The following is a 13,222-nucleotide window of genomic DNA, read 5'->3' on the forward strand; positions in this document are numbered from 1 at the left end:
CATGGTAAAAACGTACCGCGAGGCTGGCGTGGATATCCGCAGGGAGCAGGACATCATCCGCAGCCTCTCGAAGGCTCTCTCATACAGGCGGGAGGGGTGGGGCGCACCCCTCCATGGCATAGGGCACTATGCTGGGCTCATAGACCTCGGGGAGTATGTGCTCGCGCTCACCACCGATGGTGTGGGGTCCAAGGTGCTCGTGGCACGGGCGCTTGGCAGGTACGACACCATAGGCATAGACTGCATAGCGATGAACGTGAACGACCTGCTGTGCGTTGGGGCAGAGCCGCTCGCATTCGTGGACTACCTCGCCCTCGAGCACATGGACGAGCACGTGGCTGCCCAAATCGGAAAGGGACTCTCGGAAGGGGCGAGGCTCGCCAACATCTCGGTGGTGGGAGGAGAGACCGCCACGCTGCCAGAGCTCATAAGGGGCTTTGACCTCGCTGGCTCTGCCGTTGGCATCGTGAAAAGGGACGCCCTGATTACAGGAGAGCGCATAGAGGTTGGAGACGTGCTCATCGGCATTCCCTCGAGCGGACTGCACTCCAATGGATACACGCTCGCAAGAAGGCTCGTCGAGGAGGCTGGGCTCTCCTACACCGACCCCTTCCCCTTAGAGCCCACCAAAAGCATAGGCGAGGTGATGCTCATCCCGACCCGCATATACACCGAGGTGCTCCAAGTGCTCAGAAGGTGCGAGGTGCACGCCCTTGCCCACATCACTGGTGGGGGGCTCACGAAGCTCAGAAGGCTCACCTCTCTTGGCTTTCACATCCACTCCCCACTTCCGCCACAGCCCATCTTCCGATTCCTGCAGGAGCTTGGCGACATAGAGGAGCACGAGATGTACACCACATTCAACATGGGCATGGGCTTTCTCGTGGTGTGCCCGCCCTCTGAGAGCACAGGGGTGCTCTCGCTTCTTAAGGACGCCAGGGTGGTGGGCGAAGTGGTCGAAGAGGGCATCACCGTCGGGGACATCGAGCTATGAGGGAGAAGCTGAAGAGCTACCTTGCGGAGCACAGCCCCCTCGTGATTCTGTATTCTGGGGGAGTGGACAGCACGCTGCTGTGTGCTCTCGCGGTGGAGGCCAGAGCGCGGGCAGTGGCGCTCACAGTGGACACGGGGCTGCTTGGCGAGGGCGAGCTCGAGGAGGCACGGCGCACTGCCAGAAGCCTTGGCATCGAGCACGTGGTAAAGGAGGTGGACATCCTCTCCTCCCCAGTGGCTCAGAACCCGCGCGATAGATGCTACCACTGCAAGCTTGCAGTAATACGCTCTGCGAGAGCCCTGTATCCCACGTGGAACATAGTGGAGGGTACGAACGTCTCTGATTTAAGCCAGCCAAGGCCCGGCATACGGGCGCTGCGCGAGCATGGGGTGCTCTCCCCGTATCTTGAGGTGGGCATCACCAAGGACGAGATAAGGAGGATGGCAGAGGACATGGGCCTAAAATGCGCGAGCAAGCCATCGAGCGCGTGTCTTGCCAGCCGCATCCCGTATGGCGAGCCCATCACCCATGAGAAGATTGAGAGAATCAGAAGGGCGGAAAGCGAGCTTCGGCAGATGGGCTTTTTGCAGCTTCGGGTCAGGGCACATGGTGGTGTGGCGAGAATCGAGGTGCCCATCGAGGACCTGGCCCGTGCCCTCGAGCACCGGGAGAAAATCGCAAGAAGCCTGCGTGGGCTGGGCTTTTCCTACATCACCCTTGACCTCGAGGGGTTCAGAAGCGGAAGCATGGACATCTAAATGGGCCTTGCCCACACCCCAAGCCCCCTGTCCAGCGCCTCCCTTAGCTGCCTTGCGATGTCCGAGTTCTTGGGAACCTTGATCTCGCCCTTCTTCCTCACGGTCGCACTGAACAGATAGTCATCACCCACGAACACGTCCACGTCCTTTCCCTGAAGCGATGAGAACACGAGCACGAGCGAGCGCTTTGTCACCCTGAAGCCCTCCAGCTCAAATCCTCCATGGGGCAGCTCATCTTCTCTCTCCCTGACATCGATGTGCATGCCCAGCTCGTGCTCGAGCCTCTCGATGTTGCGTCCGCCCCTGCCTATGAGCCTGGGAATGTCCCCCTTGGAGGCGTGCACCGTCGCCCTTCCGCCCTTTACCTCCACATCCAGAGCCTCCCTCGCATACCTCGACAGGGTCGCCCTGACCTGCTCTGCAGCCAGCTTCGACTCTGGCGATGTCTCGTGCTCGACCTCCTCCACTGGCATGACCACCACCTGCTCGCCATACGTGTATATCTCGTACTCGGGGCGCTTGGTCTCAAAGTCCTCCACCAGGATGACGGGCCTTGCGAGGTCCTCATCATACATCCCGGAGGGCACCTTGACGGTGAACCTCAGGTCGTACACCTTGCTCACCTCGCCACGGTCGATGAACACCACCGTGTCCACCACCTGTGTAATCATGCCCAGCTCCACCCTGCCGAGCATGCGCTGCACGGCATCTATCGCACGGCTGGCGTGCACCACGCCCACCATGCCCACGCCCGCAAGCCGCATGTCTGCGAATACCTTGAAGTCCGAGGTCTTTCTGAGCTCATCATATATCGTGTAATCTGGACGGACCAGCAGCAGTATGTCTGCGGTGTTCTCCATGCTTCCATCGAGCTTGGTGTACTGCGTGACCTCGTCTCCAACCTGAAGGTCTCTCGGGGACTCCATCGTCTTGACGATGAACCCCTGCTCTGTGAGATAGCGTGCCACTCCCGAGGCAAAGGCGCTCTTTCCAGCGCCCGGAGGACCTGCGACGAGCACGCCCCGCTGCCTCTCCACAATGCGCTTTTTAAGCTCGTCTGCGAACCTGTACGAGTCGAGGTCCACCATCACCGTGGGGCGTACCGCTGTTATCTCGAGCGCATCCGAGAACGCTGGCTTGGTAATCGCGATGCGCATGTCTCCAATCTGCAGCACCGTGGCTCCAGCACGCTCGATCTCCACATACGAGCCCTTCTCCTTTCCAGCCCGCGCATACAGCTGGTGTATCATCCTCTCGAGCTCCCTGTCGGTGAGCTTCTTGTTGCCCACCCGCTCCACACGCTGGGCACCGGGGGGACCCCGCTTCACAACAGGGTAGCACCCGCTCTTGAGGTGCACCGAGGTGACGTCCTCCTCAAAGAACTGCTCGAGCTTGAGCCTTCGGCTGCGGGTGCGCCTGAAGGTATACTCCACATCTATGCCGTATGCTGAAGCCACCTCGCCCTGCACCCTGTCTGCCGTGAGCAGCACTGCCTTCTTTTCGGAAGCCAGCTGGCGAATCATCGCATCGATGGCACCGCTCTTGGCAAACCTTATCTGCTCGAGCGTGGGCCTCTCGCCAGTGTGCACCACCTTGATCTCGCCCCGCTTTCCCATGTCGGTGAGCTTTCTGAGCTCCTTTAGCCCCTTGAAGCCGACGTCCATGCCCTTGTTCGCCAGCGACTCGAGCTCAGCCACCACTGCCTCGTGGATGTACACCACGCACCCGCTGAGCCCCCTCCGCCTGATGAGCGTGCTCACCTGCCCGTTTATTATCGTGCTCGTGTCTGGTACAATTCCCTTGTTGAGCATCCTGCTCCTTCGCATCGCCTGCTCTGGGGACACATCCTCACGCCTTGTATCACTCTCACTCATGTGATCTACCCTTCGAATGTGTGCTCTATGCATCCGTGCTATATATAAGGCACACCGCCTAAGTGCCTACCACCTAAAGCCTCACTATCTGAGCATGGGGCACCCCCTCGATATACAGCACGTTCTCCTCGAGCACCTCTCCAGCCCTTATCGCGCAGCCCACCACATGCTCTCCCACGAGATTGGAGATGTCTGCACGTCTTATCTCCTCTATCATCGCTGCCTCTTCCACACGCTCGCCCACATAGAACTGCTCGCTCACGTGCAGCTTGAGCTTTCCCTGCCTGAGCGTCCTTCCCACGAGCTCCTCATCACACGCAGCGACGAGCACCGTTTTACCGCACACGTACTTCTTGAGGTACATCATACATACCACTCCTCCACATCATACATACCACTCCTCCGCCTTTCGGGCATCCTCTGGGGTGCTGGCGCACGCGTAATCCTTCAGGGGCATCTCGTTGAGCTCGAAGAACGTGTGCCCCCAGTTGAACTTGCTCATAATCCTTCGAGCATGCTCCTCATAACCCATGATGTAGAGGGCGGCTGCAAACGCCTCTGCGGTGGTGAGCCTGTGGGGCTTTCCAAAGTTCACGGGGTTGGATGCCACAAGATAGGGCAGCCTTCTGGACCTCAGGGGAAGCCTCGAGGCAAACACCTCCTGAGCGTGCGCCCACGAGCAGTCCAGCACGCACAGCGCCCGAGCCCCTGCATCCTGCCTCGAGAGCACCTCTTTCGCAAAGGGGTTGAGCAGTATGGCGCCCCTGGGAAGCCTTCTTCTGTCCCTCACCAGCTCTGCAAGCCCGAACCTTGCGAGCTTCTTTCCCGTGCACTTCTTCGGGTCGCACTGGTTGGCGTAGTAGATATACAGCCGCATCACAGCATTCCCATGCTCTCGAGCTGCTGTCTCACCTTGTCCACGCCCTCCATGCATGCCTCTGGGGACTTGCCTCCCGTGACCACGAGCTTGCCAGAGCTGAATATGAGCACCACCACCCGTGGCTCGTCCAGCCTGTACACCAGCCCCGGAAACTGCTCTGGCTCGTACTCAATGTTCTCGAACCCAAGCCCTATGGCAATGGCATTCAGGTTGAGCTCGCTTCCAAGGTCCGCAGAGGCAACGATGTTCTGCACTCTGATGTCCGGCTTGTCCAGCGTCGGTATGCCATGCTCTCTCATCTTCTTGGCAATCATGTTGATCACGGTGTGCACGTTCTCCACGCTCTTGGCACCTGTACACACAATCTTGCCAGAGGTGAACACGAGGAACGCCGCCTTGGGATTCTTCACCCTGTACACAAGCCCGGGAAACTTCTTCTTGTTGTACTCCGCCTCCTCGAACTCCTCCACTATCTTGTTGAGGTCGAACGACTCCGCGAGCTTTGTAGATGCCACCACATTCTCAATCTTTATCTCAGCCATTGCAATTCAACCACCCGAGTATGTGAGGATAGCAGTATTTAAACTATTATTTAAAGGGTTTCCAAGCCAGCCATGCGGCCATGAACAGGGTAATAAAGGAGGGGTGCAAGCCTTAGGGAGATGGCATACGAGCAGTGGTTTGCATACCCCAGCTACCGTCCCAATCAGAGGGTGATGCTCGAGGCGGTGGAGCGATGCGTGAGGAAGGGGGAGCACGCTGTGCTCATGGTGGACGCCCCGACTGGCAGTGGCAAGACGAGCGCAATCTCGGCGGTGCTCGCAGCCAAGGGTGCAAGAAGGGTGGTGATTGCGCTTCGCACCACCAGTCAGGTGGAGGGGTATCTCAGCGAGATACGAAGAATCAGGGAGCACACGAAAAAGCGTCCCGAGATTGCATATCTGGTGGGAAAGCCCAAGATGTGCCCAATCGCAGGAGAGTTCGAGAACCCCTATGCTGGATGCGAGCTGCTCAAGATTCTCACCAAGAACGCCCTCGAGGCGAGGATGAGGGCACTCGGGCGGGAGAGGTACACCGTGGAGGAGGACCCCGTGCTCACCGCCCTTCTGGAGGAGGGCAGGGGTACGCACAGACGTGCGTGTCCCTATTATGCCCGCTCGAAGAGCGCACTGCTCAGAGATGGGAAGGTGGTGGTGCAGCCCTCAGAGCGTGCCATGAGGGATGCGGCGAGAGTGGTGCACAGCGTGCTCTCCCCCTCCGAGCTCAAAAAGACGTGCGAGCGCACGTGCCCATACGAGGTGATGGCGGTCGCAGCGAGGTTCTCCGATATCGTGGTGCTCAACTACCACCACGTGCTCGATGAGCGCATGCGGGACGTGGTGTTCAGATGGCTGAACCTCGAGCCAGAGAACACCGTGCTGGTGCTGGACGAGGCTCACAACGTGGGCGATGCGGTGCGCTCCATAAACACCGCAAGAATCGGTGTGAGGGCGGTGGGGAGAGCGCTCTCTGAGCTCGACGTCCTCTCGAAGGGAGAGCTCGATGCCGCCATAATGGACGATGTGCTCATGACGAGGGGTGTGCTGAAAAGGCTTACAGAGTACGTGGAGCACATGAGAGAGCGCAAGCCCGATGACGTGCTCGACCCCCATGCGCTGTGCGACTTTCTGTTCGCCGAGGTGCTGGAGAGGGACGACGAGCACATGGTGGTGCGCATGCTCGACCTCGTGGAGGTGATACGCCAGCACAAGAGGAGCATGATGGAGTTTCCCGAGGTGCACCTCGCCCGCATTGCCGAGTTCCTCAGGCTGTGCGTGCGCGCGAAGGGGGACGAGACGTGCCTCGTGGCAAAGGGGGAGGGGGATGAGCTGTGGGCTGGCGTGATAGACCCGAGCCCATATCTTCGAAGGCTCGTGGACTCTGTGAGCTGCACCATCATGCTCTCTGGCACGCTCTCCCCCATAGATGCCTACGAGCTGTACTTCTTCGGGGAGAGCGGCAGGGCACAGAAGCTCGTGCTTCCCAACAGCTTTCCAGCATCCAACAGGCTGGTGCTCGCATCGAAAAGCGCCACCACCCTGTCCTCGATGCGCAACGACCCCCACAACATATCCGAGATAGAGGAGCACATCAGGGGGCTCATAGAGGGAGTGGATGGCAATGTGGCGCTGTACTTCACATCGTACGGCATGCTCGAGCAGTACAGGGCATTCTGTGAGCGGTGTGCGAGTAAGAGCCACAAGAGGGTGTTTATCGAGCCCAAGGAGACTAAGGCAATTCCAAGGCTGCTTTCGGAGTTCTTCGAATGCGCCTCTGGTAGGGGAGGGGTGCTCCTGGCTGTGTGCGGTGGCAAGCTCTCCGAGGGGGTGGACTACGCTGGAAGGTCATTGGAGGGGGCGGCGGTCATTGGCCTTCCCCTCTCGGCATACACCGAGGTGCAAAGAAGGATAAACCGCTACTATGTGAGACGGCATGGCAGGCAGATGGGAATGCTGCTCGCATACACCCTTCCAGCGCTGAACAGGGCGATGCAGGCGCTCGGAAGGGTGATACGCTCAGAGAACGATATAGGGGTGCTCATGCTGTGCGACAGCAGGTTCGCGAAGAGCGGGGTGGTGGAATACCTGCCCTCGTGGATAAGGGATGAGATGAGGCTGGTGGACGGAGCCGAGTGCTCCATGATAGCGGGCTGGATTGGGGAGGTGAGGGCATGAACGTGCTGGTGATGGCGGACACTCATCTCACAGAAGCCCGCCTTCCACGCTCAATCGCAGTGCAGCTCGATGAGGCAGATGCGTGCATCCATGCGGGAGACCTCGTGAGCATGTCGTTCTACGAGGCTCTTGAGGGGCAGGTGCCCGTGTATGCAGTGTGCGGCAACTCGGACGACGATGAGGTGCGCTCGTTGCTTCCAGAGCACAGGGTGTTTGTGCTCGGGGGCGTGAGAATAGGGGTGGTGCACAGTGTCGGGGACTGGCAGCCAGAGCAGGCATCCCGATACAGGGCGCTCGAGATGGGCGTGGACGTGCTGGTGTATGGCCACCTGCACCGCCCCCTGCTCAGCCGCTCCAAGGTGCTCACCATATGCCCTGGGAGCCCCACGTATCCCCGCATGAGCGAGCCCAGCGTGGTATGGCTGCACATCCATGAGGGAAATGTTTATGTGAAGGTCGTGCCAATAGGAAAACCAGCTTGTGAATACCTCAATTTTTCGAAGTTCGGGGGCAATGGTGTTGAGTGAGCAACAAAGAATCATGGTGCTGGGATGCGCCTCGCACGTGGGAAAGAGCATTGTGGTCACGGCGCTGTGCCGCATCTTTGCAAAGAGAGGGGTGGACGTGGTGCCCTTCAAGTCCCAGAACATGAGCCTGAACTCGTGGGTGACCCGTGAGGGTGGGGAGATGGGTATCGCACAGGCGATACAGGCATGGGCTGCAGGGGTGGAGCCCTCGGTGCACATGAACCCCATCCTGCTAAAGCCCAAGGGTGATGCCATCTCGCAGGTGGTGGTGCAGGGTAAGCCCTTTGCAGACGTGTCGGCTGGTGATTACTACATGAGCGTGGACGAGATGATGGAGTTCGTGCTCGACTCTGTGCAGAGGCTGTCCTCCCACGAGCTAATGGTGATTGAGGGTGCGGGCGGGGCTGCCGAGATTAACCTGTACGAGCGCGACATAGCCAACATAAGAATTGCAAGAGCCCTCAAGCCCACCATCATCCTCGTGGGAGACATCGAGAGGGGTGGGGTGTTTGCCAGCCTGTATGGCACGTGGATGCTCCTTCCAGAGGACATACGCCCCCTCGTGAAGGGGTTCATAATCAACAAGCTGAGGGGGGACCCCACGCTTCTCGGGGACGGACCTCGCATGATAGAGGAGCTCACGGGCATGCAGTTTCTGGGTGTGCTGCCCCACACGAGGCTCAACATACCCTCTGAGGACTCGGTGTCCATCGAGGATAAGCGAGGGGGCCCGAGGGCAGACGTGGACATCGCCGTGATAAGGCTTCCCCGCATATCCAACTTCACGGACTTCGAGCCGCTGGAGAGAGTGGCATCCGTGCGCTATGTGGACCTGCACGAGAGTCTGGGAAGCCCCGATGTGGTGATACTGCCGGGCACCAAGAACACGGTGGACGACCTTGCGCAGCTGTGGAGCTCTGGCATGGCAGAGCGGGTTCTGGAGGCTGCGAGGAAGGGCATCCCGGTGATTGGCATCTGTGGTGGATACCAGATGCTGGGAAGGCGCGTCGTCGATGTGGGCGTGGAGGGCAAGGCGGGCATCCACGAGGGGCTCGGGCTGCTGGATGTTAGCACGGTGTTCGACGCCTACGAGAAGCGCACCGTGCAGGTTGAGAAGACCATCACTGGAGATGGTCCCATACTGGGCAGGGTCAAGGGCATGAAGGTGAGGGGCTACGAGATACACATGGGCAAGACCACCTCCACGAGGCCCGCCTTCGAGGACGACGGGTGCATCAGCGAGGATGGGCTCGTGATTGGCACGTATCTGCATGGGCTGTTCGACAATGCGTGCATGGTGGATGCGCTCATGGGTCATGTGTGTGAGAAAAAGGGCATACCCCCTGTGTGCCGTCCGAACGATGATGATCCGTTTGATGAGCTTGCGAGGCTGTTCGAGGAGCACATCGATATGGATAAGCTATACAGCATGATAGCATAGCCATATGAAAGGGGGCTTCCCGCCCGCTTTAGTTAAAGCTATAACCATTGAGAGCCAACACCGTGCTCATGAGCGCTGGCAGCCTTGATGCAGAGCACACGATGCTGCTCATCGTGGACATGCAGAACGACTTCTGTAAGAAAGAGGGAGCCCTGTATTCCGAGAACTCCGAAAAAATCATACCCAGCATAAGCAGGCTGCTCGAGGTGTTCAGAGAGGCGGGCGCCCCAGTGGGATTCACGCAGGACTGGCACGAGCCCGATGATGTAGAGTTTGGCAGATGGGGTCCCCACTGCGTGGAGGGGAGCTGGGGAGCCGAGATAGTGGATGAGCTCGCACCACTCGAGATGGAGCTGGTGTTCAAGAAGACGAGATACTCACCGTTCTACGACACCGATATTCATGAGCACATGCTCGACCTCGAAATCGAGCGTGCGGTGGTGTGTGGAACGCTCGCCAACGTGTGCGTGCTGCACACCGCATGCGACATGATGATGAGGGGCGTGGACGTGGTCGTTCCCGTGGAGGCGGTGGCAGCCCTATCCGACTACGACATGGGCTATGCGCTGTACCACATGGGTGAGGTGTTCACCGCCCACATATGCTCAGTGGATGAAATCGGTCTGCAGTAAGCTGAACACGGGTTTGTCTGGATTTTTCAAATTTCAAGAAAAACCCCTCCATATCCTTGGTAATATTTCCTTATTTTAGAGTTTTAGAGCAATGGCACAAGATTTAAGTAGGATACTCCATATAGGAGGGTGGGCACGCTAAGGGAGATATACCTCCTCGAGCGTGCACCCTCGTGAACTCCACAGCTAAAAAGGAGGAAAGGACTTGTCTGACAAGGTGGACATATACAGTGACCGAGGGAAGCTTCTTGCGAGTGACGTGGATATAATGGACCTTGCGCCAACCAGAAATAGGGCAATAAGGACCATCATCCACGACACGAAGAGAACTGCAGCCGTCAACCTCGGTGGAATTGAGAAGGCCCTTGCCAACGGGAGAATTGGAAAGGTAAAAAAGATCCCCGGCAAGGAGATGAAGCTCGATATCGTAGCCAACGCCGAGAGGCTTGCAGAGAGAGTCAAGGAGCTCGTTCAGGTCAATGAGGGGGATGACACAACAGTCGAGGTGCTGGCAGGAGGTAAGTTCCTTAAAGTGCAGGTGCCGAGTGCGAGGCTCGAGAGCGGCGCTGAGTACGTGTCCAGTATCACTGCGTCTGCGGCAGCCATCACCCAGGCCATCATCGAGCTGTTTGATGTGGGGATATTCGATGCCTGTATGGTGAAGGCAGCCGTGTGGGGCGACTATCCTCAGACGATTGGTCTCAATGGTGGAAACGTATCCTCCATCCTCGAGATACCCCAGAAGGATGAGGGTCTTGGCTTCACCCTGAGGAACATCATGGCAAACCACATCGCAGCCATTACGCAGCGAAATGCCATGAACGCAGCCGCGCTCTCATCCATTCTCGAGCAGTGCGGTGAGTTCGAGATGGGCAATGCCATCGGCATGTTCGAGAGACATCAGCTGCTCGGGCTTGCCTATCAGGGCCTCAACGCAAACAACATCGTGTACGAGACCGTGAAGGAGCAGGGCAAGAGTGGAACAATCGGTACTGTGGTGCACTCCATCGTGGAGAGGGCGCTGGAGGACGGCGTGATATCTGTGGACAAGGTGGCTCCATCTGGATACAAGTTCTACAAGGCGAACGACGTGATGCTCTGGAATGCCTATGCCGCCGCTGGCTCGCTCGCTGCCACGATGGTGAACTGCGGTGCCGCAAGGGCTGCCCAGTGCGTGTCCTCCACACTGCTGTACTTCAACGACCTGCTCGAGAAGGAGACAGGGCTTCCGGGCTGTGACTATGGAAAGGTGCAGGGCACTGCCGTCGGGTTCTCGTTCTTCAGCCACTCCATCTATGGTGGTGGTGGTCCTGGTGTGTTCAACGGAAACCACATCGTGACGAGGCACTCCAGAGGCTTCGCCATTCCGTGCGTGGCTGCTGCCGTGGCCCTCGATGCGGGCACGCAGATGTTCTCACCAGAGATGACCTCTGCGGTCGTCGGAACCGTGTATGGCTCGATACCAGAGTTCAGAGAGCCCATCAAGACCGTGGCGGCGTCCCTCTAAGTATAGGTGCCTCACATGCCGCAAGACGCCCAGAAGGAAGCAGTGCAGATCGAGATATTCCCAAAGAGGCTGCTCTTTCCAGAGACCGCCCAGAAGCTGCTCAGCCGCATCGTCGAGCTCGAGGGCATCGAGAGGATGGTCATCCTCGGCGAGAAGCTGCCCGCCTACGTGCCCTCTGGACCTGCCACAGGGCTTCCAGTGGAGCACCGCGAGCGAAAGGTGATCAAGGTCGGCGACGAGGTGTTCGAGCTGACCGTGCAGGTGGGCAGGATAAGGCTGGAGCTGGGGAGCAGGGACCTGATAGAGCAGATTAGGGAAATCTGCGATGAGACGCTTCCGTTTGGTTACATCCTGAGGGAGGGGCTGTTCTTCCCCAAGAAGCCCACAGTCACGGACTATGCTAAGCTGGGCCCTGATGCGGACGAGAAGCTGCTGGGAATGACGGACCCCAAACAGAGAGCAAGGCTCGAGGGGCTCACCGTCATCGGGCGAAAGGATGAGGAAGAGAGGTGAGTGCCATGATTGGAAGGGAGACGCAGTGCGTTGACTGCCGTCAGGGCATGGGGCTCGGTGTGGGAGGAGGGCTTGCCCAGAGGGGCACGCTGTCCGAGACTGGAAGGCCCGATGTGGTGGCAATCGCGATGTCTCCCGGAAGAAGGCACATCACCAAGCCCGTGTGCGAGATCACGCATGGACTGCGCAGAGAGGGAATACAGGTGAGCGTGCTGGTGCTCAACGCGGGCGCTGGCATCCCAGAGGAGAAGGGAAAGCCAGCGAGGGGCTCCAAGTTCGGGCTCACGGCGCGTGAGTTCGAGCAGATAGAGCGCCACAAGGTCGCGCTGATTCACCTCGGCAACGTCAGGGCACACGTGGTCTCGAAGGCAAAGCTCATCCTGAGCCATGCAGCAGTTCCCGCCATCATCGCCTGTCAGATACCCGTGGACTTCGAGGACTTCGCCAAGGAGGGAGTACCCACAGTCGTGGTAAAGCCCCTTCCAGACAGGGTGGAGACCAAGGGGTATGTGGCGGCAATCGTGAGCGGCATCGTGAGGGGTCAAACCTGTCCAAGGAGGAAGATAAACGAGATCGTTCGACATATCAGGAGGATACTCGAAGAACAGGAATCTTGAGGAGTGTTGAATATGGCTTATGAACCACAATATTATCCAGGAAACACGAGTGTTGCCCAGAACAGGCGAAAGCACATGTCGGGCAACGTTGAGAAGCTGAGGGAAATCTCGGATGAGGACCTCACAGCAATTCTCGGGCATAGAGCCCCGGGAAGCGACTACCCCAGCACTCACCCACCACTCGCAGAGATGGGTGAGCCGGACTGTCCCATAAGGGAGATAGTGGAGCCCACTCCGGGCGCTGCTGCCGGGGACAGAATAAGGTATGTGCAGTGGACAGACTCGATGTACAATGCACCAGCGACCCCATACTGGAGGTCGTACTATGCGGCAATCAACCACAGGGGCGTTGACCCGGGCACGCTGTCTGGAAGGCAGATAGTGGAGGCACGTGAGCGGGATGTCGAGGTGTACGGCAAGATGAGCATCGAGACGGAGATGACCTGCCCAGCACTCGCTGGGCTCAGGGGCGCCACGGTGCACGGACACTCGTGCAGGCTGCAGGAGGACGGCGTGATGTTCGACATGCTGGACAGGAGAAGGCTGGAGGGTGGCACCATCATAATGGACAAGGACCAGGTGGGCGTGCCACTCGACAGAAAGGTCGACCTTGGAAAGCCCATGTCCGAGGAGGAGGCAGCCAAGCGCACCACGATATACAGGGTGGACAACGTGCCCTTCAGGAGCGACAGCGAGGTCGTGGAGTGGGTGCAGAGAATATGGGAGCTCAGAACGAGGTACGGATTCCAGCCGCAGTGAGAGGTG

General features: G+C 58.8%; 14 protein-coding genes. 10 read left to right on the plus strand and 4 right to left on the minus strand.

Features of this window, described 5'->3' with window-relative positions; all coding sequences use genetic code 11:
• Nucleotide 1 precedes the first annotated feature (1 nt).
• Complete coding sequence (gene purM / locus BP07_RS04295; RefSeq protein WP_042686178.1) at nt 2-994, plus strand: phosphoribosylformylglycinamidine cyclo-ligase; 993 nt, start codon at nt 2-4, stop codon at nt 992-994.
• Entirely contained in the window at nt 991-1,752 is a 762-nt protein-coding gene (larE, locus tag BP07_RS04300; RefSeq protein ID WP_042686181.1) for an ATP-dependent sacrificial sulfur transferase LarE, read from the plus strand. Before purM ends, larE begins: the two co-directional genes overlap by 4 nt.
• Here the strand turns inward: larE and BP07_RS04305 are convergent.
• From BP07_RS04305 to BP07_RS04320, 4 genes are all read right to left on the minus strand, one after another.
• Nucleotides 1,749-3,626, minus strand: a complete 1,878-nt coding sequence (locus tag BP07_RS04305; RefSeq protein ID WP_245597046.1) for a PINc/VapC family ATPase — start codon at nt 3,624-3,626, stop codon at nt 1,749-1,751. The two genes, larE and BP07_RS04305, sit on opposite strands and share 4 nt — an antisense overlap.
• A 73-nt stretch (nt 3,627-3,699) precedes the next feature.
• Nucleotides 3,700-3,993 carry a DUF424 domain-containing protein gene (locus BP07_RS04310; RefSeq protein ID WP_042686184.1) on the minus strand — a complete coding sequence of 98 codons (294 nt, stop codon included), beginning with the start codon at nt 3,991-3,993 and terminating at the stop codon, nt 3,700-3,702.
• 18 nt (nt 3,994-4,011) lie between these two features.
• Nucleotides 4,012-4,503, minus strand: a complete 492-nt coding sequence (locus BP07_RS04315) for a DUF367 family protein (RefSeq protein WP_084174106.1) — start codon at nt 4,501-4,503, stop codon at nt 4,012-4,014.
• Nucleotides 4,503-5,048 (minus strand): TATA-box-binding protein, encoded by a 546-nt coding sequence (locus BP07_RS04320; protein WP_042686187.1) that lies wholly within the window; start codon nt 5,046-5,048, stop codon nt 4,503-4,505. The genes BP07_RS04315 and BP07_RS04320 overlap by 1 nt, the downstream gene beginning before the upstream one ends.
• Before the next feature lie 120 nt (nt 5,049-5,168).
• Between BP07_RS04320 and BP07_RS04325 the strand changes: the two genes are divergently transcribed.
• From BP07_RS04325 to mcrG, 8 genes are all read left to right on the plus strand, one after another.
• Entirely contained in the window at nt 5,169-7,220 is a 2,052-nt protein-coding gene (locus tag BP07_RS04325) for an ATP-dependent DNA helicase (protein WP_052353238.1), read from the plus strand.
• Nucleotides 7,217-7,747, plus strand: a complete 531-nt coding sequence (locus BP07_RS04330; RefSeq protein WP_042686189.1) for a metallophosphoesterase — start codon at nt 7,217-7,219, stop codon at nt 7,745-7,747. The genes BP07_RS04325 and BP07_RS04330 overlap by 4 nt, the downstream gene beginning before the upstream one ends.
• Entirely contained in the window at nt 7,734-9,188 is a 1,455-nt protein-coding gene (locus tag BP07_RS04335) for a cobyric acid synthase (RefSeq protein ID WP_042686190.1), read from the plus strand. The genes BP07_RS04330 and BP07_RS04335 overlap by 14 nt, the downstream gene beginning before the upstream one ends.
• Before the next feature lie 47 nt (nt 9,189-9,235).
• On the plus strand, nt 9,236-9,820 hold the full coding sequence (locus BP07_RS04340; RefSeq protein ID WP_042686192.1) for a cysteine hydrolase family protein: 585 nt from the start codon (nt 9,236-9,238) through the stop codon (nt 9,818-9,820).
• 205 nt (nt 9,821-10,025) lie between these two features.
• The gene (gene mcrB / locus BP07_RS04345) at nt 10,026-11,327 is read left to right on the plus strand and encodes a coenzyme-B sulfoethylthiotransferase subunit beta (RefSeq protein WP_042686194.1); all 1,302 of its coding nucleotides are present in this window, start codon (nt 10,026-10,028) and stop codon (nt 11,325-11,327) included.
• A 15-nt stretch (nt 11,328-11,342) separates the two neighbouring features.
• Nucleotides 11,343-11,840, plus strand: a complete 498-nt coding sequence (gene mcrD, locus BP07_RS04350; RefSeq protein WP_042686196.1) for a methyl-coenzyme M reductase operon protein D — start codon at nt 11,343-11,345, stop codon at nt 11,838-11,840.
• Nucleotides 11,841-11,845: 5 nt separating this feature from the next.
• Nucleotides 11,846-12,457 carry a methyl-coenzyme M reductase I operon protein C gene (mcrC, locus tag BP07_RS04355; RefSeq protein ID WP_042686198.1) on the plus strand — a complete coding sequence of 204 codons (612 nt, stop codon included), beginning with the start codon at nt 11,846-11,848 and terminating at the stop codon, nt 12,455-12,457.
• 12 nt (nt 12,458-12,469) lie between these two features.
• Complete coding sequence (mcrG, locus tag BP07_RS04360; protein ID WP_042686201.1) at nt 12,470-13,216, plus strand: coenzyme-B sulfoethylthiotransferase subunit gamma; 747 nt, start codon at nt 12,470-12,472, stop codon at nt 13,214-13,216.
• The last annotated feature ends 6 nt before the right edge of the window (nt 13,217-13,222 follow it).

This window comes from Methermicoccus shengliensis DSM 18856 (genome assembly GCF_000711905.1).
GTDB lineage: Archaea > Halobacteriota > Methanosarcinia > DSM-18856 > Methermicoccaceae > Methermicoccus > Methermicoccus shengliensis.